This is a genomic window from Nocardioides sp. (genome assembly GCF_035703625.1).
Classification (GTDB): domain Bacteria; phylum Actinomycetota; class Actinomycetes; order Propionibacteriales; family Nocardioidaceae; genus Nocardioides.
Window position 1 is genome coordinate 1 of the sequence record NZ_DASSXS010000092.1, and the last position, 21,178, is coordinate 21,178.

21 protein-coding genes are annotated in these 21,178 nt (G+C 72.1%); 11 read left to right on the forward strand and 10 right to left on the reverse strand.

Features of this window, described 5'->3' with window-relative positions:
* Positions 1–53: 53 nt before the first annotated feature.
* A complete protein-coding gene (locus VFN12_RS04675; protein WP_325117436.1) occupies positions 54–734 on the forward strand; it encodes an EcsC family protein in 681 nt (226 codons plus the stop codon).
* Here the strand turns inward: VFN12_RS04675 and VFN12_RS04680 are convergent.
* From VFN12_RS04680 to VFN12_RS04710, 7 genes are all read right to left on the reverse strand, one after another.
* Positions 695–1,906, reverse strand: a complete 1,212-nt coding sequence (locus tag VFN12_RS04680) for a hypothetical protein (protein ID WP_325117437.1) — start codon at positions 1,904–1,906, stop codon at positions 695–697. The genes VFN12_RS04675 and VFN12_RS04680 overlap by 40 nt on opposite strands.
* Positions 1,907–1,913: 7 nt before the next feature.
* On the reverse strand, positions 1,914–3,011 hold the full coding sequence (locus tag VFN12_RS04685) for a hypothetical protein (RefSeq protein ID WP_325117438.1): 1,098 nt from the start codon (positions 3,009–3,011) through the stop codon (positions 1,914–1,916).
* A gap of 10 nt (positions 3,012–3,021) precedes the next feature.
* Entirely contained in the window at positions 3,022–4,167 is a 1,146-nt protein-coding gene (locus VFN12_RS04690; protein ID WP_325117439.1) for a hypothetical protein, read from the reverse strand.
* Between the two features lie 109 nt (positions 4,168–4,276).
* The gene (locus VFN12_RS04695; protein ID WP_325117440.1) at positions 4,277–5,221 is read right to left on the reverse strand and encodes a hydroxymethylglutaryl-CoA lyase; all 945 of its coding nucleotides are present in this window, start codon (positions 5,219–5,221) and stop codon (positions 4,277–4,279) included.
* The gene (locus VFN12_RS04700; RefSeq protein WP_325117441.1) at positions 5,221–7,125 is read right to left on the reverse strand and encodes an acetyl/propionyl/methylcrotonyl-CoA carboxylase subunit alpha; all 1,905 of its coding nucleotides are present in this window, start codon (positions 7,123–7,125) and stop codon (positions 5,221–5,223) included. The genes VFN12_RS04695 and VFN12_RS04700 overlap by 1 nt, the downstream gene beginning before the upstream one ends.
* Before the next feature lie 8 nt (positions 7,126–7,133).
* Positions 7,134–8,732 carry a carboxyl transferase domain-containing protein gene (locus tag VFN12_RS04705; protein WP_325117458.1) on the reverse strand — a complete coding sequence of 533 codons (1,599 nt, stop codon included), beginning with the start codon at positions 8,730–8,732 and terminating at the stop codon, positions 7,134–7,136.
* A gap of 81 nt (positions 8,733–8,813) precedes the next feature.
* Entirely contained in the window at positions 8,814–10,184 is a 1,371-nt protein-coding gene (locus tag VFN12_RS04710) for an MBL fold metallo-hydrolase (protein WP_325117442.1), read from the reverse strand.
* 52 nt (positions 10,185–10,236) lie between these two features.
* Here VFN12_RS04710 and trxA point away from each other — a divergent pair, with 52 nt between their 5' ends.
* The 5 genes from trxA to VFN12_RS04735 all read left to right on the forward strand — a co-directional run bounded on the left by trxA (position 10,237) and on the right by VFN12_RS04735 (position 13,522).
* Positions 10,237–10,593: a thioredoxin gene (trxA, locus tag VFN12_RS04715; RefSeq protein ID WP_325117443.1), complete on the forward strand. Its 357-nt coding sequence runs from the start codon at positions 10,237–10,239 to the stop codon at positions 10,591–10,593.
* A gap of 1 nt (position 10,594) precedes the next feature.
* Positions 10,595–10,858 (forward strand): metal-sensitive transcriptional regulator, encoded by a 264-nt coding sequence (locus tag VFN12_RS04720; RefSeq protein WP_325117444.1) that lies wholly within the window; start codon positions 10,595–10,597, stop codon positions 10,856–10,858.
* Between the two features lie 48 nt (positions 10,859–10,906).
* On the forward strand, positions 10,907–11,488 hold the full coding sequence (locus tag VFN12_RS04725; RefSeq protein WP_325117445.1) for a TetR/AcrR family transcriptional regulator: 582 nt from the start codon (positions 10,907–10,909) through the stop codon (positions 11,486–11,488).
* A gap of 247 nt (positions 11,489–11,735) precedes the next feature.
* On the forward strand, positions 11,736–12,224 hold the full coding sequence (locus VFN12_RS04730; RefSeq protein ID WP_325117446.1) for a glutathione peroxidase: 489 nt from the start codon (positions 11,736–11,738) through the stop codon (positions 12,222–12,224).
* A gap of 53 nt (positions 12,225–12,277) precedes the next feature.
* Entirely contained in the window at positions 12,278–13,522 is a 1,245-nt protein-coding gene (locus VFN12_RS04735) for a cytochrome P450 (protein ID WP_325117447.1), read from the forward strand.
* 24 nt (positions 13,523–13,546) lie between these two features.
* On the opposite strand, the gene VFN12_RS04740 is transcribed toward VFN12_RS04735, so the two are convergent.
* Complete coding sequence (locus tag VFN12_RS04740; protein WP_325117448.1) at positions 13,547–14,380, reverse strand: sigma-70 family RNA polymerase sigma factor; 834 nt, start codon at positions 14,378–14,380, stop codon at positions 13,547–13,549.
* 192 nt (positions 14,381–14,572) lie between these two features.
* Between VFN12_RS04740 and wrbA the strand changes: the two genes are divergently transcribed.
* The 3 genes from wrbA to VFN12_RS04755 are packed head-to-tail and all read left to right on the forward strand — an operon-like array spanning position 14,573 to position 16,964.
* Positions 14,573–15,208, forward strand: a complete 636-nt coding sequence (gene wrbA / locus VFN12_RS04745; RefSeq protein ID WP_325117449.1) for an NAD(P)H:quinone oxidoreductase — start codon at positions 14,573–14,575, stop codon at positions 15,206–15,208.
* An 8-nt stretch (positions 15,209–15,216) separates the two neighbouring features.
* Positions 15,217–16,707: an MFS transporter gene (locus VFN12_RS04750; RefSeq protein ID WP_325117450.1), complete on the forward strand. Its 1,491-nt coding sequence runs from the start codon at positions 15,217–15,219 to the stop codon at positions 16,705–16,707.
* Positions 16,708–16,724: 17 nt separating this feature from the next.
* Complete coding sequence (locus VFN12_RS04755) at positions 16,725–16,964, forward strand: hypothetical protein (RefSeq protein WP_325117451.1); 240 nt, start codon at positions 16,725–16,727, stop codon at positions 16,962–16,964.
* Position 16,965: 1 nt separating this feature from the next.
* On the opposite strand, the gene VFN12_RS04760 is transcribed toward VFN12_RS04755, so the two are convergent.
* Positions 16,966–19,104: a RecQ family ATP-dependent DNA helicase gene (locus VFN12_RS04760; protein WP_325117452.1), complete on the reverse strand. Its 2,139-nt coding sequence runs from the start codon at positions 19,102–19,104 to the stop codon at positions 16,966–16,968.
* A 57-nt stretch (positions 19,105–19,161) separates the two neighbouring features.
* On the opposite strand from VFN12_RS04760, the gene VFN12_RS04765 reads away from it, so the two are divergent.
* Positions 19,162–19,665 carry a hypothetical protein gene (locus VFN12_RS04765; RefSeq protein WP_325117453.1) on the forward strand — a complete coding sequence of 168 codons (504 nt, stop codon included), beginning with the start codon at positions 19,162–19,164 and terminating at the stop codon, positions 19,663–19,665.
* A 27-nt stretch (positions 19,666–19,692) separates the two neighbouring features.
* Positions 19,693–20,784: a hypothetical protein gene (locus VFN12_RS04770; RefSeq protein WP_325117455.1), complete on the forward strand. Its 1,092-nt coding sequence runs from the start codon at positions 19,693–19,695 to the stop codon at positions 20,782–20,784.
* 25 nt (positions 20,785–20,809) lie between these two features.
* On the opposite strand, the gene VFN12_RS04775 is transcribed toward VFN12_RS04770, so the two are convergent.
* Positions 20,810–21,178: hypothetical protein (locus VFN12_RS04775; protein WP_325117457.1), on the reverse strand; the 369-nt coding region annotated here is incomplete at its 5' end.

The window sequence follows — 21,178 nt, forward strand, 5'->3', positions numbered from 1 at the left end:
CGGGTTCGACTGGCACGCGACGACCGTAGCGACCCCCTCCGTAGGATCGGGCCATGAGCATGATGGGCAACATCGGACGGCGACTGGCTCCGCGCGTCACCGAGATCGCACCCGACCTCACGTCCACGTTCGTCCGCGAGTCCCTCCACCGCGCCATCCACGGTGTCGGTCCACTGCCGCCGGCGGCGAAGGCTGCCGAGACGCAGCTCCGCGAGCAGCACGGCAACGTCGAGCGCGGCATCCACGAGGTGATCGAGAACCACGTCCGGTACGCCGGTGCTCAGGGATTCCTCACCAACCTCGGCGGGCTGGTCACCGCCTCGATCCTGATCCCCACCAACATCGCCGGCCTGACCCTGGTCAAGGCCCGGATGGTCGCCGGGATCGCGCACCTGCGCGGCTACGACCTCGACGACCCGCGGGTCCGCAACGCAATCCTGGTCTGCATGCTCGGCGAGGACACCGTCAACAAGATGGTGAAGCGGAAGAAGCTGCCGGCGCCCCCGATGGCTCTGGCGACGGCTCCGGCCCACGACCCCGCCCTCGACCGGATCATCTCCTCCGAGGTGGCCGCCGACATGATCGCCAGGGTCGCGGGCAAGCGGCTCGCGGTGACCGTCGGCCGCCGGATCCCGGTGGTGGGCGGCGTCATCGGCATGGGAGCCGACGGGTTCGGGACCTGGCAGGTCGGCCGTTACGCCGACCGCGAGCTGTTGCCGCGCCCGAAGCGGTAGAGCTTGAGAATCCCGCGACCGAAGCGGCTCGACTCGAGCCCCCGCACGATCTTCTTCCGGGCCCGGTACGTCGGGCGGAAGTGGGCTCGCTCCAGCTCCTGACGTGTCTCCGCCAGCTGCGCGTTGAGGTGCTCCTCGACGCCGAGGAGCCGGCCGTTCTCGACCAGGAGCGCCCGGATCGCGTCCACCGCCGCGTCGGCCACCTCGGCCTCCGCGGGGTGGTCGGGGTCGGTGTAGGGCTGCGCTGCCGGGGGACCGACGAGGTCACCGAGGTCACCGATCACGTGGTAGCCGCGCGACTTGATCTCGTCGATCCAGGCTCCGGCCAGCTCCTGCGCCCAGGGGTGGACGTCGGGCGGGAGGGTCAGCCGCGGCGACCCGGTCCTCCGGGACAGCGTCTGGTGGGCGAGCAGCTCCCTCACCAGCGGCCGGTAGCGACCGGGTGGGACCACGCGGTTGGCCTTGAGGTTGATGCGTCGCACCAGCGCGGTCTCCGGGGCGCCGAGGGACGGGTTGGTCCGCTCGCCCCCGCGGTCGAGCTCCAGGCCGGTGAGCCCCAGGGCCTCGCAGAAACGCTCCCAGAGCAGGTTGGGCGGCCCACCGGGCGACGGCACCGTCACCAGGTGGACCCGCTCGGGCGGCAGGTCGGCCGCCCACCGGTTCAGGATGTCGGGGATCTCCTGCACCCCCCAGAACCACGTCGCGACCGGGCCTTCCCGGTGCGGGTCCTGGATGGTCGCCAGGAACTCCTGGAAGCTGAAGCCACGGCGGTGCTTGATGTTCTCCTGCCACTCGGCCGGGATCTGGCGCACCAGGTCGCGCACCGACAGCACGAGGTGCACCTCGGTGTCCGGGTGACCCAGCGACGACATCGCCCGCGCGGCCTGCACCCTCGAGGCGGTGGCCAGGATCTCGTGGCTGATGATCGTGGTGCCGTGCCACTGCCGGACCTCGTCCGCCATCCGGTCCCAGGCGCCGTGGGCCTCGGCCTCCAGCCCGCCCCACGGGAGCACCATCAGGTCGAGCGCGGCCAGGAAGTGCGCGTCGAAACGGTCGGCGGGATACAGGATCCCGGCGTCCTCGAGTGCCTGCTGGTTGCGGAACAACACGTCCTGGAGGTACGACGTGCCGGTCTTGGGGGTGCCGACGTGCAGGAGGACCCGCTTGGTCATGGGGTGCTCATTCCTCCTCAGTCGGGTTCGCGTTGCTGCCGCCGGCCAGCATCATCCGCATCGCCAGCGTCAGCGTCGCTGCCGGATGCGGGGCGTCGACTCCCGGTCGGCGCAGCGCCAGGCCCTCGGGGTTGCCGTGGACAGCGTAGCCAGCCCGGCTCAGACCCTCGGCGATGCGCCCGGCGTGATCCCCCAGCCAGCCGTCGAGCGCGTCCGGGACGACCAGCGGGCTGCCGGGGTGCTCGGCCAGCCAGGGCCAGAGCCTCCGACGCATGAGCGCCTTGCGCCGGTCGGCCGGCACCAGGACGCCGACCACGGCGCCGATCCTGCGCCCGAGCTCCCGCGCCTCGGCGGCCAGCCCGGGAGCCGGCCGGGGCGCCCGCCGTACGCCGACCAGGCGCGGCAGCGCGTCCGGGTCGAGGACGACGTGGATCCGGTCGGGCGCCGAACGCCCCGTGCGCCTGCGGGCTACGCGAAGCGGATCGATCCGGGTCGGCAGGGTCCCGTGCTCCTCCATCCTGCGCAGCCAGGTCCGCCACCCGGGGACCCCGGCGTCGAACCCCCGGATGGTCCACAGGTGGACCAGCATCTGGCTCAGGTCGGTCGCCAGGATCAGGTGGTCCGGTGACCGGCCGCCGGGCGGACGGCCTCGCGCGACGAGGTCGTCGCGGACCGGGGCGACCAGCTCGGGGTCGCCGTGCAGCCGGTACGCGCGGCGCCAGGGCCGTGGCCGGCGGACCCTGGGCGGCGCGGGCAGCCCGGCGGCGACGACGTCCTCGGCGAGGATGCTGGCGGCCACCCGCACCAGCTCCGCCTCCGGGAGGGTGGCAGGGTCGACGGGTCGCGGACCGAACGGCGACTCCCGCCCGGCGCCCACCAGCTCCAGGTCCGGCTGGCCACGCCCCGGGGCGCTGGCCGCGAGGACGCGTTCCACGAGCGATGGCTGGGGGTCCCCACTCTGGTTCAGGCGCCGCAGGAGCTCGAGCTGCTGCGCCCCGGGGACGACGGCTCCGGCCGGCTCGACCCTCCCGGCCCATTCGGACCAGGGCGTCGTACCGCCCTGACGCAGGTGCTCCACCCACGCCCAGGCACGCGGATCCGTCATCTCCGACCCGTCACTGGCCGCGCAGCCGGGCCGCGCGCTGACGCACCCGGTGGCGCAGGCTCTGGTCGGGATCCGGCCGGGCTGCCGCCTCCCGGGTCATGGCGGTGAGCGCCTCGAGGGAGACCTGCAGCCGCTGGCGCGCCGGCACCCTGTCGGGATCGTGCCAGGGGGTCCCCTCGGGGGGTCGAACGGGTCGCAGGTCCTGGTAGTCGCCCACGACGTCGACCCCGCTCTGCCGCAGGTAGTCGATCCACCGCTCGGACATCTGGTCGGCCCAGTCGTAGAGCCTGGGGGGCAGCCGGACCGGGGCGGACCTCCTGGCCATCAGCTTGTCCTGGGCGAGCATCTCCCGGATCAGCGCGTCGAACGACGCCTCGCGGCGGGTCGCCCGGCCGAGCCGGCGGTTGAGCTGGCGGATCAGCTGGGTCTCCGCCACTCCCAGCGACTGGTTGGTCTTGTCGCTGTCCCGGGGGGCCCATGCCGGGTCGATGCCGAACACCTCACAGAAGCGCAGCCACAGCGGGTCGCCGGGGGTCGCCTCCACGGGTCCGGCACCCGGGTCGGGCCCCGCGGCGGCGCCGGGCCCCGGGTCGGGACGGTGCGGCACGGTCACGACGTGGATGCGCTCGGGCGGAAGCCCGGCTCCCCACGTGGCCAGCACCGAGGGCAGGTCGAACGCGCGGAAGAACCAGGGCTTGCCGTGCCGGGTGCTGCTGAGGAACTTGCGATACCGCCAGCGACGGCCCTGCTTGATGCTCTCCTGCCAGGCCGCGGGGATGGCCCGGCCGAGGTCCCGGGCGGAGTACACGATGTGGACCTCGCTGCCCCTGAGGTCGGCCATCGCGCGGGCGACGGTCTCGGCGTGCGCGGGGGCCAGGATCTCGTGGCTGATGATGACGGTGCCCGACCTGCGGCGGACCCGCTTCATCAGGGCCGGCCAGTTGCCGACGGCGTGCCCGGGCTCGCCGCCCCAGTCCTGACCGAGCAGGTCCAGGGCTGCGCGGAAGTGGAACAGCCCCGGGCTCACCATGGGTGAGCGACTGGGGAAGTGGATCCCGTGGTCGGCGAGGCTCGACGCGTTGAGCGCCAGCCGGTCCTGGAGGTACGTCGTCCCCGTCTTGGGGGCACCGATGTGCAGGTAGACGCGCCGACTCATTCCGGGTCCCCGCGAAGCCCTTTCGGGGTCCCCGCGGGAACGCGAGCGAAGCGAGCGTTCTCGTGGGGTGCCAAGCATGAGTGAAGCGGGTGGCTTCGGCGGGTGGGACTCATGGGGGCGATTGTGCCGTACCCCCGGCAAGCGCCCGCACGACGGCGGACGGACTGGGCCGTCCCAGGTGACCCGCCATCCAGAGGCTGGTCGCGGCCACCTGGTCCAGGTCCACGCCGGTCTCGATGCCCAGGCCGTCCAGCATCCACACCAGGTCCTCGGTGGCGAGGTTTCCGGTGGCGCTCCGGGCGTAGGGGCAGCCGCCGAGCCCGCCGGCGCTGGAGTCGAAGGTGGTGATGCCCTCCTCGAGGGCCGCGTGGGCGTTGGCCAGGGCCTGGCCGTAGGTGTCGTGGAAGTGCATGGCCAGCTGGTCGAGCGCCATCCCCGCGTCCACGAAGGCCCGGACCAGCTGCCTGACGTGACCGGCCGTCCCGACGCCGATGGTGTCGCCGAGGCTGAGCTGGCTCGCCCCGAGGTCGAAGAGGCGCTTGCCCACGCCGACCACCTGCTCGACCGGGACGGCACCCTCCCACGGGTCGCCGAAGCACATGGAGACGTAGGCACGGACGTCGAGCCCGGCGGCCCGCGCCCGGGCCACGGTCGGCTCGAACATCGCGAACTGCTCGTCGAGGCTGCGGTTGAGGTTCTTGCGGGCGAAGGTCTCGGTGGCGCTGCCGAAGATCGCGATGTGGCGGCAACCGAGCTCGAGGGCGCGGTCCAGCCCCCGCTCGTTGGGGACCAGGACCGGCAGCTCGCGGCCGCCTTCGCCGAGCAGCTCCATCAGCTCGCCGGCGTCGGCGAGCTGGGGAACCCACTTGGGGTGGACGAAGCTGGTGGCCTCGACGACCGGCAGTCCGGCCGCCACCAGGCGAGTGATGAACTCGGCCTTGACCTCGGTCGGCACCAGGGCCTGCTCGTTCTGGAGGCCGTCGCGGGGGCCGACCTCGTAGACCGTCACCCGCCCGGGGAGCCCCGGAGCGGGGACGACGCTGGGGGTCCGCATCACTCGACCTCCGGTCCCTCGACCAGGAACAACCTGGCGCCGAGGGCGACCTGCTCGCCCGCGCTCGCGTCGACGGCGGTGACTGTTCCGGCGAACGGCGCGGTCAGGGAGAGCTCCATCTTCATCGCCTCCATGGTCCCGAGCACATCGCCCTCGGCGACCGGCTGACCGGGCTCGACCCGGACGTCGAGCACGGTGCCGGGCATCGGTGCACTGATGGAGCCGTCTCCGGCCGCGGGGCCGTGGTCGGCGAAGACGTCTGGGCGCTCGAAGACGTGCCGGTGGCCGTGCAACACCACCTCGACCGCGTGGGCGGTCACGTTGGCCACGGCTCGGCACCGGCTTCCGTCGACGGTGAGGACGACGGTGTGGTCGGCCGCCAGGTGCTCCTCGACCTGCCACACCCGCTCACCGTCGTCCACCCGCCCCGCACCGCGGTCGACCCGGACCGGCCGGTCGAGCTCGACCAGGACCGCTGCCGGGTCGGCGCCGGTGCGGAACCCGTCCGGGGAGAACGGGTGCGGGTCGCCGCTGGTCATCGTCAGCACGGCCACCGAGGTCCAGGCGGCGTACACGCGGGCCAGGGCGGCGTCCGGCTCGGTGACCTCGGCGTGGTCCAGCCAGGCGGTGTCGATGGTCGCGTCCCGGAACTCGTCGCCGGCGGCCAGGATCCGCAGGAACCCCACGTTCGTGGTCAGTCCGAGGATCGCGGTGTCGTCGAGGGCGGCGACGAGCGCCCGGCGCGCGGCCTCCCGGTCGGGTCCGTGCACGATCACCTTGCCGAGCATCGGGTCGTAGGCCGTACTGACCTCCTGACCGCTCTCGAGCGCGGCGTCGACGCGCGCCCGCGGCGGCCAGCGGACCAGGACCGCCCGCCCCGCCTGGGGCAGGAAGCCGTGGAACGGGTCCTCGGCGTAGACCCGGGCCTCGATCGCGTGCGCGGAGAGGGCGACGTCGTCCTGGGTGAACGGCAGCTCCTCGCCGGCCGCGACCCGCAGCTGGAGCTCGACCAGGTCCACGGGCCGCCCCCGGACCTGAACGGCGAGCTCGGTGACCGGGTGCTCGACCTGGAGCCGGGTGTTCATCTCCAGGAAGTAGACACCGCTGTCACCGGGGGCGGGCTCGGTGTCGAGGAGGAACTCGACGGTGCCGGCGTTCTGGTAGCCCACGTGTGCAGCCAGGGCGACGGCCGCGTCGGTGACGAGCTTGCGCTGCTCCTCGCTGATCGTCGGCGCCGGCGCCTCCTCCAGCACCTTCTGGTGCCGGCGCTGCGTGGAGCAGTCACGCTCGTAGAGGTGCACGACGTTGCCGTGGGCGTCGGCCAGGACCTGGACCTCGATGTGCCGTCCGTGCTCGACGTACTTCTCGACCAGCATGGTGTCGTCGCCGAATGCCGCCTGCGCCTCGCGCTTCGCGGCCGCCACGGCATCGGCATGGGCGTCGGCGCTGCGCACGATCCGCATGCCCTTGCCGCCACCGCCGGCCGCGGCCTTGACCAGCACGGGGTACGACGCGTCGTCGCCCTGCGGCACGACGGGCACCCCGGCCGCGATCGCGATCTCGCGAGCGGCGTCCTTGCGCCCCATCTGGTCCATCACGTCCGCGGACGGGCCGACCAGGATCAGCCCGGCAGCCTCGACGGCGCGGGCGAACCCGGCTCGCTCGGACAGGAATCCGTAACCCGGGTGGATCGCGTCAGCGCCACCCTCCCGAGCAGCGGTGACGACGGCCTCGATGTCGAGGTAGCTCGTGACGTGCAGCGCGTCGTCGGCCTCGCGCACGTGCGGCGCCTGCCGGTCGAGCTCGGTGAAGATGGCGATGCTGCGCACGCCGAGGGCGCGGCAGGTGCGGATCACGCGGAGCGCGATCTCGCCGCGGTTGGCGATCAGGAGGGTGTGGATCATGGGCGTGCCTACATCCTGAAGATGCCGTAGGAGGGTTCGGGGATCGGGGCGTTGGCCGCGGCCGCGAGGCCCATGCCGAGCACCCGCCGGGTCTCGGCGGGATCGATGATCCCGTCGTCCCAGAGCCTCGCCGTCGAGTAGTACGGCGACCCCTGGTGCTCGTACTGGTCGCGGATCGGCGCCTTGAACGACTCCTCGTCCTCCGCGCTCCAGCTCTCGCCCCTGGCCTCGATGCCGTCGCGGCGGACGGTGGCCAGCACCGACGCCGCCTGCTCCCCGCCCATCACCGAGATCCGCGCGTTCGGCCACATCCAGAGGAAGCGGGGGTCGTAGGCCCGGCCGCACATCCCGTAGTTGCCGGCGCCGAAGGAGCCACCGATGACGACGGTGAACTTGGGGACGACCGAGCAGGCGACCGCGGTCACGAGCTTGGCGCCGTCGCGGGCGATGCCGCGGTTCTCGTACTCGCGGCCGACCATGAATCCGGTGATGTTCTGCAGGAACACCAACGGGATGCCGCGCTGGTTGCACAGCTCGATGAAGTGCGCGCCCTTGAGGGCCGACTCGCTGAACAGGATCCCGTTGTTGGCGACGATCCCGACCGGGTGGCCCCAGATCCTGGCGAAGCCGCAGACCAGGGTCTCTCCGTAGAGCTGCTTGAACTCGTGCATGCGGCTGCCGTCGACGATCCGGCGGATCACCTCCCGCACGTCGTACGGCGTCCTGGTGTCGGCGGGGACCACGTCGTAGAGCGTGTGGGGGTCCTCGTGCGGATCCTCGACGTCGTGGACCGGGATCGACGCCGCGGAGGGGCGCTCGAGCGTGTCGACGATCGACCGCACGATGGCCAGCGCGTGGGCGTCGTCCTCGGCGAGATGGTCCACGACCCCGGAGGTCCTGGCGTGGACGTCGCCGCCGCCGAGGTCCTCGGCCGTGACGACCTCCCCGGTCGCGGCCTTCACCAGCGGCGGCCCGCCGAGGAAGATCGTGCCCTGGTCCTTGACGATGACCGTCTCGTCCGACATCGCCGGGACGTAGGCACCACCGGCCGTGCAGGAGCCCATGACGCTGGCGATCTGCGGGATGCCGCGCCCCGACAGGTTGGCCTGGTTGAAGAAGATGCGTCCGAAGTGCTCGCGGTCGGGGAACACCTCGTCCTGCATCGGCAGGAAGGCGCCGCCGGAGTCGACGAGGTAGACGCAGGGCAGCCGGTTGTCGCCGGCGACGGCCTGGGCGCGGAGGTGCTTCTTGACCGTGATCGGGTAGTACGTGCCGCCCTTGACCGTCGCGTCGTTGCCGACCACCACGCACTCCCGGCCGCTGATCCGGCCGATGCCGGTGACGATCCCGGCCGAGGGGACGGCGTTGGTGTCGTCGGGCCCGGTCCCGTACATCCCGGTCGCGGCCAGGGGGCTCAGCTCGAGGAAGGGGCTGCCGGGGTCGAGGAGCCGGTCGATCCGGTCGCGGACCAGCAGCTTGCCACGGTCGGTGTGCTTGGCGCGAGCGCTCTCGGAGCCGCCCTGGCGGACGAGCGAGAGCCGATCGCGGAGCTCGTCGACGAGCTCCCTCAGCCCGCCCGCCCCCGCGCTCGTCCCGCCCGCTGCCATGTCCGCGGTCAGGTCCTGGGTCACAGGTAGAGGTTAGCGATCGTTAACCATCGCGTCCACCGCCGTGGGCGGGTCCCGACCTCAGCGCTGCGGCTCCAGGGGAAGCCCCGCCGGGCGGGCGCTGTCGAAGGAGTCGTCGACCGCCACCGGACGGCGACCGGCCGCGTCGAGGAACGAGGCCGCCACCGACGCGCGGTACCCGCTCGCGCAGTGGACCCACACCTCGCCGGACGGCACGTCGGCGAGCCGGGTGGGCAGCTCCTGGAGGGGGATGTTGACGGCCCCGACGACACGGGACTCGGCATGCTCGTCGTCACGGCGCACGTCGAGGATCACCACCTCCCGGTGGTGCCGGACCTCGGCCAGGTCCGCGAAGGTGGCGGTCGGAAAGCTGCGCAGCTGCTCGTCGGTCCACCGCTCCGGTCCGCCGGTCGCGTGCGCGGCCGGACGATCGATCCCGATCCGGACGAGCTCACGCTGCGCCTCGGCGACGTCGGCGGCGGTCTCCCCGAGCAGCGTGATCGGGGTGCCCCACGCGACCAGCCAGCCGAGGTAGGTGGCGAAGGAGCCGTCGAGCCCGAAGTTCAGCGTCCCGGGTGCGTGCCCGGCGGCGAAGACGGTCCGGTTGCGCAGGTCGACGACCCACTCGCCGGCCGCGATGCGGCGGCGGAGCTCGCCGGCGTCGGCGGTCGAGGGCGGGCTCAGGTCGGGAGCCCCGGGTCCGGCCGCGTTGCCCGGGCCCATGTGGGCGTAGTAGGCAGGGTAGGCGCCGAGGCCGTCGACGATCTCCTGCACCCAGCTCTCCTCGTCCTGGCGGAGCACGGCGTTCACCTCGCGCTCCCGGCCGATGGTGGACTCCTCGGCATCCGACTGCGTCGCCGAGCAGAACGACCCGAAGCCGTGGGTCGGGTAGACCCCGGCGTCATCGGGGAGCAGGCCCGCCAGCTTGTGGGCCGACCCGTGCTGGAGGCGGGCGAGCTCGGCGGTGTGCTCCGGGCCGAGCAGGTCGGGCCGGCCCGTGGCGCCGTACAGCAGCGAGCCCCCGGAGAACACCGCGATCGTGGACCCGTCCCCGGTGTCGGTGAGGACGTAGCTCAGATGCGTGAACGTGTGGCCGGGCGTGGCCAGTGCCGTGACCCGCATGCGGTCACCGATCTCGACGACCTCCCCGTCACGGATCGGGGACCGGTCGAAGGCGACGTCGTCGTCCGCGTTCACGTGGTACGACGCGCCCGTGGCCTCGGCGAGCGCGAGGCCTCCGGTCAGGTAGTCGTTGTGGACGTGGGTCTCGAAGACGTCGGTCGCCTCGACGCCGTGCCGCTCGAGCAGGTCGAGCACCCGGTCGATGTCACGCTGCGGGTCGACCACGAACGCGACCCTGCCGTCGTGGACGACGTAGCTCCGGTCGCCGAGCGACGGCGTGTCGACGGTCAGTACCTCGATGCGGTTCACGGGTCTACTTTCTCATACCCCTATGGGTATAGTTCAGGTCGGGAGGAGACACATGACAGCAATCACCCTGACAGCCGAGAACTTCAACGACACGATCACCACGAACCAGATGGTCCTGGTCGACTTCTGGGCCGCCTGGTGCGGACCCTGCCGGCAGTTCGCGCCCATCTACGAAGCCGCGTCGGAGGCCCACGACGACATCGTCTTCGGCTCGGTCGACACCGAGACCGAGCGGGCGCTGGCCGCCGCCGCCAAGATCACCTCCATCCCCTCGCTGATGGCGTTCAAGGACGGGGTCCTGGTCTTCGCGCAGGCCGGTGCGCTGCCGGCCCCGGCGCTGGAGCAGGTCATCGAGAGGCTGCGGGACCTCGACGTCTCGGCCACGCTCGCCCACTCCGAGGAGCGTTGAGATGGAGCTCGACCCGCAGGACATGAAGCCGGTGATCAACCGGATCCGGCGTGCCCAGGGACAGCTCGGCGGCGTGCTGCGGATGCTGGAGGAGGGCCGCGACTGCGAGGACGTCGTCACCCAGCTCGCGGCGGTCTCACGCGCGCTCGACCGGGCCGGCTTCGCGATCGTCGCCAGCGGCCTGCAGGAGTGCATCACCCGCGGCGAGGGCATCGACGCCGTCGACGTCAAGAAGATGGAGAAGCTCTTCCTCTCGCTGGCCTGAGGCGCCGAAGGACCGGCCCGCGACGTTAACGGACGCTAACCTTGATCGGTGAGCACGGAGCCGATCGACGGGGCGCCGGCCAGCCGACGCCAGCAGATCCTCGAGACCGCAGCCGAGCTCTTCGCCGCACGCGGCTTCCACGGGGTGTCCGTCGCGGACCTCGGGGCCGCCGTCGGCATCTCGGGTCCGGGTCTCTACAAGCACTTCACCGGCAAGGACGCCGTCCTCGCCGAGATGCTGGTCTCGATCAGCGAGGAGCTGCTCACAGTCGGCCGGCAGCGGGTCGCCGAGGCGCCCGACCCGGAGGCCGCGCTCGACGCCCTCGTCGACTGGCACGTCGGGTTCGCGCTCCGGCACCGCCCTCTGATCGTGGTCCAGGACCGCGACTGGGAGTCGCTGCCGGAGACGGACCGGGAGCGGGTGCGGGCGCTGCAGCGCGAGTACGTCGAGCTCTGGGCCGACCGCCTCCGGGCCGTGCACGGGGACCTCGAGCCCGACCGCGCCCGGGCGATGGCGCACGCCGCCTTCGGCCTGATCAACTCCACCCCCCACAGCGGCCTGCTCCCCGACGGGGACATGAGCCTCCTGCTGCGGGAGATGGCACTGCGCTCGCTGGGCCTGCCCACCTGAGGGCTACCGCGCGAGGGCGGCCGGCTCGAACCGCAGCGGGTCCGGCACCGACCAGCGCCCGCCAAGCGAAGCCCCAGCGCTCGAAGATCCGCACCACGCGGGCGTCGATGGTGCCGGGGTGACGAGCCGGACGCCCACGTGTGCGGGCCGGCATCCCTGGGCAAGCATTGTTCTCCTCGACTCTTGCCCTCCCGCGTGGTCAACGTCAGCCTTCCCGGGGGTCACGCCCATGGCTACTCTCCAGTCCATGAGCCTGTTGGAAACCCCCATCGCCCGACTCGACGGAACCTCCGCCACCCTCGGCGAGCTGGCCGCCCCCCGGGCCACGCTCCTGGTCAATGTCGCCAGCCGGTGCGCACTCACTCCGCAGTACTCCGGCCTCGAGCGGCTCCACGAGACCTACGCAGCCCGGGGGTTCGGCGTCCTCGGAGTGCCGTGCAACCAGTTCGGCGGCCAGGAGCCCGGGTCGTCGGAGGAGATCGCCGAGTTCTGCTCGGCGACCTACGGCGTCACCTTCCCGATGACCGAGAAGGTCGACGTGAACGGGCCCGACCGGCACGACATCTACACCGCCCTGGTCGACACCCCGGACGGCAGCGGCCGCACCGGCGACATCGCCTGGAACTTCGAGAAGTTCCTGATCGGCGGCGACGGCACGGTCATTGCCCGGTTCGACCCCGGCGTCGAGCCGGAGGACCCGGAGCTCGTGACCTCAATCGAGGCCCAGCTCGGCTGAACGTTTGCCCCGCGGGGGTGGGGGTACGGGCGACTTCCAGGAAGGGAGTTGCCATGGGGCTCCACGACCGGACCGCGAGCCTGGTGCGGGCCGGCTACCGCTTCTCGGGATGGCTGCGGGCGAGGACGCCCGGTCCGATCACCCTGCTGCGCCCTCTGGTCCGTCGCCCGCTCGTGGTGCACGGACAGGAGGGAGTGGCCCTGTTCTACGACACCGAGCGGGTCGGGCGCCGCTCGGCCCTGCCTGACCCGGTGGCCCACACGATCTACGGGCGCGGTGCCGTCCACACCCTCGACGGCGCCGCCCACCGGCACCGCAAGCAGCTCTTCCTGGAGGTGACCGAGCCCGGACTGGTCGCCGAGCTGAGGCAACGGGTGTCGCGGAAGTGGGGTCGTGAGCTCGAGAGCTGGGTGCTGCGTGGCACCGGCACGGTCCTGCCGTCGGCGGTGACGGTGTTCGGCGAGGCAGCCCAGGAGTGGGCGGGTGCCGGCGACTCGCCTGCCGAGATGGCCCGGCGTTCCCGGGATCTCGGTCTGATCATCGACGGCTTCGCGACGCCCTCGCCGGCCTGGTTCCGGGCCAGGCAGGCCCGCCGCCGGGCCGATGCCTGGGCGACGCGGCTGATCACCGACGTGCGTCTTGGCCGGCGCACGCCCGAGCGGCACACCGCCGCCTGGGTGATGGCCCATGCGACCGACCTCGACGGGGACCTCCTCCCCGCCGGCACCGCGGCCGTGGAGCTGATCAACGTGCTGCGGCCGGTCGTCGCCGTCGCCTACTACGCCGCCTTCGCCGCGCTCGAGCTGGAGGCGAACCCCGACCTCTCGGACCGGTGCGCGACCGGCGACCCGACAGCCGTCGAGAAGTTCAGCCACGAGGTCCGGCGGATGAGCCCCTTCGTCCCTCTGCTCGCCGGGCGCTCCCGGTGCCCGTTCACCTGGCACGGGCAGGAGGTGGAGAAGGGGGACGCCGTCCTCCTCGACGTCTACGGAACCGACAACGACCCGGACACCTGGGTCGACGCCGCCACGTTCGACCCGGAGCGGTTCCGGTCCGATGCGGCCGAGCGTGTCGACTTCATCCCCCAGGGCGGGGGTGGCGTCGATACCGGCCACCGCTGTCCCGGGGAAGGCATCACCATGGCGCTGCTGCGCACCGTCGTGCCGTCGCTGGCACGCCTGGACTGGTCGATCCACCCCGCCGACCGCGTCTACTCGATGCGGCGTGTGCCGGCACGCCCCGACGGTGGGGTCAGGTTGCTGGACGTACGCCGGCACCACGTACTGCGTCCGGTGTGAGCGGTCGCCGACCGCCCGTGCGGCTCACGACGCCTCGGCGACCTCGCGCGGGACGCTCTCGCCGGCGGTCAGATCGCGGCGCAGGTCTCGCAGGATCCGGGCGAGCAGCCGGGACACCTGCATCTGGGTCACCCCGATCTCGTCGGCGATCTCCTGCTGGGAGCGCTGCTCGAAGAAGCGCAGGTAGACGATCCGGCGGTCGCGCGGCTTGAGCTGGCGGACCACGGGTCCGAGCACGACCCGCGCCTCAGCCGCGGGCCTGGCCTGGTCGGCCTCGCCCAGGAAGTCGACCAGCGCGATCCCGCCGCCGTCGTCGTTCACCGTGACGGGACGGTCCAGGGAGGACGGTGAGAAGCACCCGTCGGCGGCCAGTGCCTCGATGACGTCGTCCAGGCACATGTCGAGGTGTGCGGCGATCTCGGAGGGCCGAGCCGGCCGGCCCAGCTCCTGGGAGAGCGCTCCCTCCGCCCGGGTGATCCGGGCCTGTGCCTCCTGCACCCGTCGCGGTGGCCGCACCATCCAGCCCTGGTCGCGGAAGTGCTTCTTCAGCTCCCCGCGGATGGTGGGCACGGCGTAGGAGAGGAAGTCCTGGTGGCGCTGCGCGTCGAAGTCCCGGGCCGCCCTCGTCAGCGCCATGTAGGCGACCTGGACGAGGTCGTCATCGTCGACGCCACGGTGGAAGTACCGACCGGCGACCGTCCTGGCGACGCCCATGTTGATCCGCACCACGTAGTCGAGCAGGTCCTGGCGGCGCCGCTCGCTGGCCGTCTCGGCGAGAGCGGAGAGGGCCCGAGCGGTACGCTCGCGGCGCTGGCGTCTGGACATGGCGGTGCTGCGGAGATCGGGCTCTGCGCTCATCGCAGGTTCCTTGACCTATCGAGCGGCCTCGCCGACTGTTTTGCAGCAAGAGCACCTCGCGGTGCGGTCCGCGCCACGTTACTCGTCTAGACCGGGCTTGCCTAGGGCCGGGCGCCTCGACCGAACCCAACCGGACTCGACTGGATCGAGGCGGGCACGTTTGCGGCTCACGGCGACGGGTACGCCGCGGCCATGCCCGTCCACCCGCCCGTCACCCCGCCCGTCAACCTGGCCGTCATCTACTACTCCTCCACCGGCACCATCGACACCATGGCCCGACGGGCAGCGGCCACGGGGGAGAAGGCAGGCGCCGAGGTCCGGCTGCGCCAGGTGCAGGAGATCGCGCCGGACAGCGCGATCGACTCCGTCGACGAGTGGCGCGAGCACGTCGAGGCCACCTCCTCCGAGCCGACGGCCACGCCCGACGACATCGTCTGGGCCGACGCCGTGCTGCTCGGCTCACCGACACGGTTCGGCAACGTGGCCAGCCAGCTGAAGCACTTCCTCGACTCACTCGGGCCGCAGTGGAGCGAGGGCAAGCTCGCCGACAAGGTGTACGCCGGCTTCACGTCCAGCCAGACCGACCACGGCGGCCAGGAGTCCACCCTCCTCGCGCTCTACAACACCCTCCACCACTTCGGGGGAATCATCGTGGCTCCCGGCTACACCGACCCCCTCAAGTTCGCCGACGGCAATCCCTACGGCGTCGGGCACGTCACGGGACCCGACAACGCCGACCCGGTCGGCGAGGCGGAGGAGGAGGCGCTCGACCACATGGTCGAGCGCGTCCTGGAGGTCGCCCGCAAGCTCACCACCACCACCAACTGAGGAGCAACATGTCAAGCGGAGTGGAGACCGGACGCATCACCACCGACATCCCGGCACGACTGGATCGTCTGCCGTGGAGTCGGTGGCACTGGCTGGTCGTGATCGGCCTGGGGACGGTCTGGATCCTCGACGGCCTCGAGGTGACGATCGTCGGATCGATGTCGGACGCGCTCGCCGACCCGAAGACCGGCCTGGGGCTCGACAGCTTCGACGTCGGCTTCGCAGGAGCCATCTACGTCGCCGGAGCGTGCATCGGCGCTCTGTTCTTCGGCCAGCTGACCGACCGCTTCGGCCGGAAGAAGCTCTTCCTGATCACGCTCGGCGTCTACACGGTGGCCACGGTGCTCACCGCGTTCTCGATGAACCCGACGTGGTACTTCGCCTGCCGGTTCCTCACCGGCGCCGGCATCGGGGGTGAGTACGCCGCGATCAACTCGGCCATCGACGAGCTCATCCCCGCGAAGTACCGCGGCCGGGTGGACGTCTCGATCAACGGCTCGTTCTGGGTGGGCGCAGCCGGTGGTGCGCTGCTCACCATCCCGCTGCTCGACCCGACCGTCATCGACCAGGCGTGGGGCTGGCGGCTCGCCTTCGGGCTCGGCGCGATCCTGGCGGTCGGCATCCTCCTGGTCCGTCGCAACGTGCCCGAGTCCCCCCGGTGGCTGTTCATCCACGGCCGGGAGACCGACGGCGAGGAGATCGTCCGCGGCATCGAGTCCCGGGTCGCCGGCGAGACGGGCAAGGAGCTGCCGGCGGTCTCGGAGACGATCACGATCCGCCAGCGCAGGACCATCGGCCTGCCGCTGATCGCGAAGACCGTCTTCACCATGTATCCGAGGCGGACGGTGCTCTGCCTGTCGCTGTTCATCGGGCAGGCGTTCCTCTACAACGCCTTCTTCTTCACCTACGGAGACACCCTCGGCGAGTTCATGGGTGTCACCCAGGTGGGCTACTACATCGCGGTGTTCGCGGTGAGCAACTTCCTGGGTGCCATCATCCTCGGCCCGCTCTTCGACACCATCGGCCGGGTGCGGATGCTCACCGCCACGTACGTGATCTCCGGTGTCCTGCTCGGCATCACCGGCCTCACCCTCGACTCCTACACGGCGGTGACGCTGACCCTGATGGGCTGCATCATCTTCTTCTTCGCCTCCGCCGGCGCCAGCGCGGCCTACCTGACGGCCAGCGAGGTGTTCCCGATGGAGACCCGGGCGCTGTGCATCGCCTTCTTCTACGCGGTCGGCACGGCCGCGGGCGGCATCGCCGGCCCCCTCCTGTTCGGCAAGCTGATCCAGCTCGCCGTCGACGGCGGGGAAGGGATCTCCGCGATCGCGCTGGGCTACTACATCGGTGCGGTCCTGATGATCGCCGGCGGTATCGTCGCGGCCTTCCTCGGGATCAAGGCCGAGGGCCGGTCGCTCGAGAGCATCGCCCGGCCGCTGACCGCCGAGGACGACGCCGGTGAGGACGAGCGCCGGACCAGCCCCCAGACGGTCTGAGACAAGGAGCAGATGACATGCCGATGCCACCACCGAAGCCCACGACCGAGGGCCCGCGCGACCGCCAGGTGTTCCACGAGATGGGCCAGCTGGTCCGTGCGGTCGAGGCCAACGGGCCCGTTCTGCCCGAGCAGCTCGCCAGTCTGGTGGGCGCGTCGTACTGGGAACGCGGCCGGTTCGACCGGGCGCTGGCGCTGACGGTCGGGGACGGGCTGCTGGTTCCCGGTCCCGACGGGGTCCTGCAGGCGGCGCCCTGACTCACGCCTGAACGGCCAGGGCCAGCGGGAGCACGTCGCTCGCGCCGGCGTCGCGGAGCGCACGCGCCGCGAGGGTGAGCGTCCACCCGGTGACCACGAGGTCGTCGACGAGGAGCACCCGCTCGCCGTGCCCTTGGAGCCGGAGCTCGCACCGCCGGCTCACCGCCGCCACCCGCTGGGCGGAGTTGACCGCTCCCTGGCCCGGCCGCACCGACGCGTCGGCGATCGCGAACCGTCCGATCACCGGCACGCCGAGATGGCGCGACAGGCCGGCCGCGAGGTCCTCGGTCAGGGACGCCCGCGTCGTCGACTCGACCACCACGATCGAGTCGACCTTGGGCTGCCAGTCGGCCAGCACCTCGACCACCGCCCGGGCCAGGGGCGCCGGGACGGGGCCGTCGGGGACGCCCGGAGCGAACAGGTCGCGCAGCTGCCCGCCGTAGCCGAGGTCGGTGAGCCGGGCGACGGCGCGCCCCTCGGACGGCGGGTCGGCGATCTTGCCCTTGAGGTCGAGGCCGAGCTCGGGCAGCGCGGTCGGCCACATCTTCCTCGGCTCGACCACGACGCCGGGGCGCGACAACCGCGCCGCGGCCGCCTCCACGGCCTCGCCGGAGACATCGACCCCGAGGTCGAGACCGCCGCAGTTGTCACACCGGCCGCAGTCGGCCGCCTCGGGGTCATCGAGCTGGTCGCGGAGGAACCACATCCGGCACCGGTCCGTGCGGAGGTAGTCGAGCATCGCCTGCTGCTCGCGCTCACGCGCGGCGGCGACCCGCTGGTAGCGCTCGGCGTCGTAGACCCACTCCCGGCCCGTGGCCTCCCAGCCGCCCTTGACCCGGCGGCAGGCACCGTCGACGTCGAGCACCTTGAGCATGGTCTCGAGCCGGGTGCGGCTCAGCTCGACGTGGGTCTCGAGGTTGGCCGTGCTCAGCGGTCGACCCGCGTCGGCGAGGGCGGCGAGGGTCTCGCGCACCTGCTCCTCGCGCGGGAAGGCCAGCGAGGCGAAGTAGTGCCAGATGTCGCGGTCCTCGATCGCCGGCAGCAGGACGACGCTCGCCTGGTCGGTGCCGCGCCCCGCGCGCCCGACCTGCTGGTAGTAGGCCACCGGCGAGGCCGGCGCCCCGAGGTTGACCACGAAGCCGAGGGTGGCGTCGAAGCCCATCCCGAGGGCGCTGGTCGCGACCAGCGCCTTGACCCGCCCCGCCAGCAGGTCCTCCTCGAGCGCGAGCCGTTCGGTGGGGTCGGTCTGGCCGGAGTACGCCGCCACCTCGTGGCCCCGGCTGCGCAGGTAGTCGGCGGTCTGCTGGGTGGCCGCGACCGTCAGGCAGTAGATGATCCCCGACCCCGGCTGCTCGGCGAGGTGGTCGGCCAGCCAGGCCAGGCGCTGCTCGGCCGTGGCCAGCCTGACCACGCCGAGTCGCAGTGACTCCCGGTCGAGGGACCCTCGGAGGACGAGCACGCCGTCGAGGCCGTCCCGCGCCGCGGACTGCCCGGCGCCGCCGCCCAGCTGCTCGGCCACGTCGGCGGTCACCCGGGCGTTGGCAGTCGCGGTGGTGGCGAGCACCGGGATCCCGTCGGGAAGGTCGGCGAGCAGCGTGCGGATGCGGCGGTAGTCGGGCCGGAAGTCGTGACCCCAGTCGGAGATGCAGTGGGCCTCGTCGACGACCAGCAGGCCGCACGTGGCGGCGAGCCGGGGCAGCACCTCGTCGCGGAAGCCGGGGTTGTTGAGGCGCTCGGGACTGACGAGGAGGACGTCGACCTCACCCGCCGCGATCGCGTCGTGGATGGGCTGCCACTGCTCGATGTTGGTCGAGTTGATGGTCACGGCCCGGATGCCGGCTCGCTCCGCGGCCGCGATCTGGTTTCGCATCAGCGCCAGCAGCGGCGACACGATCACCGTCGGGCCGGCCCCGGCAGACCGCAGCAGAGCAGTCGCGACGAAGTAGACCGCGGACTTGCCCCAGCCGGTGCGCTGCACGACCAGCGCCCGGCGCCGGTCGACGGCCAACGCCTCGATCGCCGTCCACTGGTCCTCGCGCAGGGCAGCCTCGGCCTGCCCCTCCCGTGGCCCGACGAGAGCACGCAGATGGGCCTCGGCCAGTCGCCGGGTCTCGGCCCGGTCCTCGGGAGTCGCGGTCACCCCGCCTGTCTACCAGCCGTCGTCGACAGTGGTGGTGCCGCTGGCTAGCGTGGCCAGATGCGCCTTCCGCCCATCCCCGGCCCCCGGGACGTCGTCCAGCTCGTCGACCGCGTGACCGGACTGCTCGGCACCGCCGAGCAGCTGCTGACGGATGCCGGCGGGCTGATCGCCCGCATCGAGTCGACCAGGGCGGCGGCGGACGAGGTGGTGGCCCGGACGGACTCGACGGTGACCCGGGCCGACGACCTGCTGGGCCGGCTGGAGCCGTCCCTGACCCGGCTGCAGCCGACGCTCGAGCGCCTTGCCGAGACCACCGACCCGCGCGAGGTCGACGCGATGGTGGCGTTGATCGACCAGCTTCCGGTGCTGGCGGCGAAGCTCGAGACCGACGTGATCCCCGTGCTCAACACGCTCACCTCGGTGGCACCAGACCTGCACGACCTGCTCGACGTGTCACGGGAGCTGAATGAGATGCTCGCCAAGCTGCCCGGCATGGGCCGGCTGAAGAAGAAGGTCGACGAGGAGCAGGCGCTCGATCCCCCGACCCGACCGGGACGGTAGAGTGCGCCACCGCGGAGAGGAGCGCCGGTGACCCAACGCGTGTTCCTGCACCCGGGACCGCTCAAGACGGGCACGACCTACCTCCAGAGCCTCCTCTACGCCAACCGCGCCTCGTTCCTCGCGCAGAACATCACGATCGTGGGCGATCAGGCATCCCACTACCGCGTGGCCAACGAGCTGATGCGCAAGAAGTCGCTCCGGACGAGGGAGGTTCCCCAGGGCGCGTGGAAACGCACCCGGTCCGCCGCGCTCCGCGCACCGGGGGACGTGGTGATGTCGTGCGAGCGCTACTCACTCTTCAAGGTCGAGCACGCCCGGCGCATGCTCGACGACCTCGCCGATCGCGAGGTCCACGTGGTGCTCACCCTGCGCAACCTGGTCGCCGTCCTCCCGGCGCGGTGGCAGGAGGGGATCAAGAACGGCAGTCCCGCCACCTGGGCGGACGTTCAGAACCGGATCGTCGAGGACCCATCCCAGGTGCGGAGGATGACCCGCGCCCTGTCCACGCTCGAGACGTGGGCCGCGGCCCTGCCGGTCGAGCAGGTCCACGTGGTCACGGTCCCGCCGCCGGACGCCCCCCGCACCCTGCTGTTCGAGCGCTTCTGCGAGGCGCTCGGGGCCGATCCCGCACGGCTGGAGACACTCGAGGCGACTCGGGCGAACCCGTCGATGGACCTGGTCACCACCGAGGTCATCCGTCGCGCCAACGCCCAGGACAGGGTGAGGCTCTCCGGGCCCGCCCAGCAGTCCGAGCTCAAGACCTTCCTCGCCCGCGAGCTGACCACCCAGAACCGCTACCGCGCTGAGCCGACCGCCGCGGTGCTCGAGGTGGCCCAGGGCGAGACGCAGGCCCTGGTCCGGCGCATCCGCACAGGCGGCTTCCAGGTCATCGGTGACCTCGACGACCTGACGGCCCGCCCCTCGTCAGCCGGCGGGAACGGAGCCGAGCCCGGGACCGACGAGATCCTGGACGCGGCCGCCGTGGCGGTCGCGGCGCTGGCCCAGAGGTCCTACGCGCGGCAGCAGCGGCTCCTCCACCACGGGGCGCCGCGTGCCGTGCGGCGAGCGCGGCGGGTGTGGCGCCGGCTCCGCCGCCGACCGGCCCGTCCCGTGCAGTGACGTCCCATGCAGTGACCAGCGGCGATCAGGCGGCCGGCCCCTGCTCGCGCACGTCGGCCACCCGACCCATGGCGTCTCGCAGATCGGCCAGCCAGTCGCTCTCGTGCTGGCCGACGAGGCGGACGCACCAGGCGAGCGCATCGGCGCGGGATCGGGCGACCCCCGCGTCGACCAGGGTGTCGAGCACCAGTCGCTGAGGCTGGCGCAGCCGCGTCATCACGGGGGCGGCGACGTGGGTCCACAGCTCCTCGCGACCGCCCACGGCCACGCCCCACGACACCGTGCGCTCGAAGCGGTGCTGGGCCTCGGAGGCGATGTCCATCCGCTGTCCGCGGGTCTCCTCGCGGAACGCAGACGCGCGTCCGGCGCGGGCCTCCTCGAGGGCCGCTTCCGA

Excerpts from the sequence above, each read along its gene's own strand:
- VFN12_RS04675 (WP_325117436.1), top strand. The coding sequence starts at position 54 with ATGAGCATGATGGGCAACATCGGACGGCGACTGGCTCCGCGCGTCACC.
- VFN12_RS04680 (WP_325117437.1), bottom strand. The coding sequence starts at position 1,906 with ATGACCAAGCGGGTCCTCCTGCACGTCGGCACCCCCAAGACCGGCACG.
- VFN12_RS04685 (WP_325117438.1), bottom strand. The coding sequence starts at position 3,011 with ATGACGGATCCGCGTGCCTGGGCGTGGGTGGAGCACCTGCGTCAGGGC.
- VFN12_RS04690 (WP_325117439.1), bottom strand. The coding sequence starts at position 4,167 with ATGAGTCGGCGCGTCTACCTGCACATCGGTGCCCCCAAGACGGGGACG.
- VFN12_RS04695 (WP_325117440.1), bottom strand. The coding sequence starts at position 5,221 with ATGCGGACCCCCAGCGTCGTCCCCGCTCCGGGGCTCCCCGGGCGGGTG.
- VFN12_RS04700 (WP_325117441.1), bottom strand. The coding sequence starts at position 7,125 with ATGATCCACACCCTCCTGATCGCCAACCGCGGCGAGATCGCGCTCCGC.
- VFN12_RS04705 (WP_325117458.1), bottom strand. The coding sequence starts at position 8,732 with ATGGCAGCGGGCGGGACGAGCGCGGGGGCGGGCGGGCTGAGGGAGCTC.
- trxA (WP_325117443.1), top strand. The coding sequence starts at position 10,237 with ATGACAGCAATCACCCTGACAGCCGAGAACTTCAACGACACGATCACC.
- VFN12_RS04720 (WP_325117444.1), top strand. The coding sequence starts at position 10,595 with ATGGAGCTCGACCCGCAGGACATGAAGCCGGTGATCAACCGGATCCGG.
- VFN12_RS04730 (WP_325117446.1), top strand. The coding sequence starts at position 11,736 with ATGAGCCTGTTGGAAACCCCCATCGCCCGACTCGACGGAACCTCCGCC.
- VFN12_RS04735 (WP_325117447.1), top strand. The coding sequence starts at position 12,278 with ATGGGGCTCCACGACCGGACCGCGAGCCTGGTGCGGGCCGGCTACCGC.
- VFN12_RS04740 (WP_325117448.1), bottom strand. The coding sequence starts at position 14,380 with ATGAGCGCAGAGCCCGATCTCCGCAGCACCGCCATGTCCAGACGCCAG.
- wrbA (WP_325117449.1), top strand. The coding sequence starts at position 14,573 with ATGCCCGTCCACCCGCCCGTCACCCCGCCCGTCAACCTGGCCGTCATC.
- VFN12_RS04750 (WP_325117450.1), top strand. The coding sequence starts at position 15,217 with ATGTCAAGCGGAGTGGAGACCGGACGCATCACCACCGACATCCCGGCA.
- VFN12_RS04755 (WP_325117451.1), top strand. The coding sequence starts at position 16,725 with ATGCCGATGCCACCACCGAAGCCCACGACCGAGGGCCCGCGCGACCGC.
- VFN12_RS04765 (WP_325117453.1), top strand. The coding sequence starts at position 19,162 with ATGCGCCTTCCGCCCATCCCCGGCCCCCGGGACGTCGTCCAGCTCGTC.